3 protein-coding genes are annotated in these 2,515 nt (G+C 49.8%); 1 reads left to right on the top strand and 2 read right to left on the bottom strand.

Annotated elements, in window-relative coordinates; genetic code table 11:
• Together FJZ26_05530 and FJZ26_05525 are read right to left on the bottom strand one after the other, a co-directional pair.
• On the bottom strand, positions 1–528 hold a 528-nt coding region (locus tag FJZ26_05530; protein MBM3229868.1), incomplete at its 3' end, for a hypothetical protein.
• A 177-nt stretch (positions 529–705) separates the two neighbouring features.
• Positions 706–2,145: an RtcB family protein gene (locus FJZ26_05525; protein MBM3229867.1), complete on the bottom strand. Its 1,440-nt coding sequence runs from the start codon at positions 2,143–2,145 to the stop codon at positions 706–708.
• A gap of 161 nt (positions 2,146–2,306) precedes the next feature.
• On the opposite strand from FJZ26_05525, the gene FJZ26_05520 reads away from it, so the two are divergent.
• The coding region (locus FJZ26_05520) for a hypothetical protein (protein MBM3229866.1) at positions 2,307–2,515 on the top strand (209 nt) is incomplete at its 3' end.

The following is a 2,515-nucleotide window of genomic DNA, read 5'->3' as shown; positions in this document are numbered from 1 at the left end:
GTTGAAGTTTTTTTGAAGCGTTATTAGCTGGTGCTCAAGCTGGGACAGCCTTGCAAAAAACGCCTTTTCCTCGTTTCCTGCAATTTGCCCAAGCCCGCAGACAACTGCGCAGGTGTATTCATTGGAAAGCTCATCGGCCTTGCCCCTTAATTTCATTAGGGGCTGGTGCGAATCCACGGCATTTGAGTATTTGTGCAGCATAATGATTTTTTGCTCAATGTCGCATGCCTTGCGCTCAAGAGAGGCATATGAGGATTCGACTTGGGCAAGTTCGTCCCTTGTCGGGTTGGACTGCCTGACTGCGCCAAAAAAAGAGTTTAGGGAAGAGAGGATGCGAAATGATTCTTGGAGAGTTTGCTGCGGATGGACAAGCTGGTTTTTTGTGCCAACAACCGTTCTTTCAAAATAGTCAAGCCTGGAAAGCACTGATGAAAACCTTTTCCAAAGCGGCGTTAGTGTCCACTGCTGCTTGTGCCAGGTATTCTTATGGTTTTTTTGGGAATTTGCGGCAGTCGCCTTTGTGCCCATGTTTCCAACCAGACCCAGGCGAATTTGCCTGGCATGAACCGATTTGTATCCTGTTCTTGTTAGCTGAGATTTCCTATGTGCGCGTATTCTCTGATATGAAATTTCTTATTAATAAATCTAATGCTTTTTCAGAAGAATGTTGGGAATCGGCAAGGCGAAAGCCGGTTTTTGCTGATTTCAACCTTTTACAACGCCTATTGGGACAAGCCTTGCAACAATGTCCGAAATGCCTGCCGCCTCGACAGACTTTACAACCTGGTCAACATCCTTGTATGCTGCAGGCGCCTCTTCGGCAACAAGCCGCGGCTGCGTTGCCTTGACGATTATCCCTTTTGCAGCAAGCTCGCCTGCAATGTCCCTGTGCCCCATTGACTCTATTGCCGCCTTTCTTGACATTGCCCTGCCTGCCCCATGGCACGACGAGCCCCATGAAAGCTCCATGCCCTTTTTCTTTCCCACAAGCACGTAGGAGGCTGTTCCCATGGAACCTGGAATCAAAACCGGTTGGCCAATTGACCTGTAAATGTCGGGAATTTCCTTCCTGCCTGCAACAAACGCCCTTGTTGCGCCCTTGCGGTGCACGCAAAGCCGCCTTGTCTTGCCATCAACCTGGTGGCTTTCGTATTTTGCAATATTATGGCACACGTCGTAGACAACGCCAATCCCATCGCTTGTGGGGCTGCCAAAAACCGAGTCAAACGATTCGCGCACCCAGTGCGTCATAACCTGCCGATTGCAAAAGGCGAAGTTAACTGCGCATTTCATTGCCTTGAAATATTCGTCAGCCTCCTTCGAGTCAAGAGGGGCGCAGCAAAGTTCCCGGTCAGGTAGGTTTATTCCGTACTTTTCAGAGGCGCGAAGCATTACGCGCAGGTAATCATCGCAAATCTGGTGCCCAAATCCCCTTGAGCCGCAGTGTATCATCACCACAACTTCCCCTTTTTCAAGGCCAAAGGCCTTTGCAGCTTTTTGGGTTTTCGAGTCTGCCCCAATCTGCTCTATTGCCTGCAGTTCCAGAAAATGGTTGCCTGCGCCAAGGGTGCCAAATTGCGGGGTGCCCCTCTTTTTTGCCATGTCAGAGACAACTGTCGGGTCTGCCCCGTCAATTTTTCCGTATTCCTCACAGGACAGTAAATCCTCCTTGCGCGCCATGCCTTTTTCCAGGGCAAACTGGGCCCCTTGCGTGACTGCATATTCAAACTCGCTTTTTTCAAGCCTCATCCTGCCCTTGGCGCCAACCCCGGACGGGACGTTTTTGAAAAGCAGGTTAACAAGCTCGCGCAGCTTTGGCCTGACCTGGCCAAGTGGCAGGCCGGTCCGAATAAGCCGCACGCCACAATTTATATCATACCCTATCCCGCCTGGGGAGACCACGCCCCCTTCATCAGGGTCAAACGCCGCAACCCCGCCGATTGGAAAGCCGTAGCCCTCGTGCCCATCTGGCATCAGTATCGCGTTTTTCACAATCCCCGGAAGCTTTGCCACGTTTTTGAGCTGGTTGATTGTCCTGTCCCGCCCGACTGACGGGAAAAGCTCGTCGGTTGCAAAAATAAGGCCAGGAACGTTCATGTCCCCTTCCTTTTCAAGCTCCCATACAGCCTCCGAAATTTTTTTCATTTTTTCACCGAAAAAATAAACTATCAGAACAAAATTTTCTTGCAGCAAACATTTGCCGCCAACGGTTTAATTTCTTCAAGCCCTAGATTTATATAGATGGAGGGAAAAAGTGCTAGTCGTGCGCAGGCAGACTGGGCAGAAAGGGCAATAAAGTGAGCAAAATGCCAAAGATGACAAAACATTTGAAGCGGCCGGTTGTGGCCTTTTTTGAGTCAATCAGGACTAAAGAGGCATACTTTTCCCAAAATATTCCAGATGCGGACTGCCGTTTTGTTGCCGGAAACCTCACCCAAAAAAATGCCTTGAGGGCAAAGGATGCGCAAGGCATTTCAGTTTTTGTCGGCTCAAAGGTTACAAGGCAGGTGCTTGA

It is taken from the genome of Candidatus Parvarchaeota archaeon (assembly GCA_016866895.1).
Taxonomy (GTDB): Archaea; Micrarchaeota; Micrarchaeia; order Anstonellales; family VGKX01; genus VGKX01.
The sequence above is the reverse complement of the archived record's forward strand: the minus strand, read 5'-3'. Positions and strand labels throughout refer to the sequence as shown.

Excerpts from the sequence above, each read along its gene's own strand:
- FJZ26_05525 (MBM3229867.1), bottom strand. The coding sequence starts at position 2,145 with ATGAAAAAAATTTCGGAGGCTGTATGGGAGCTTGAAAAGGAAGGGGAC.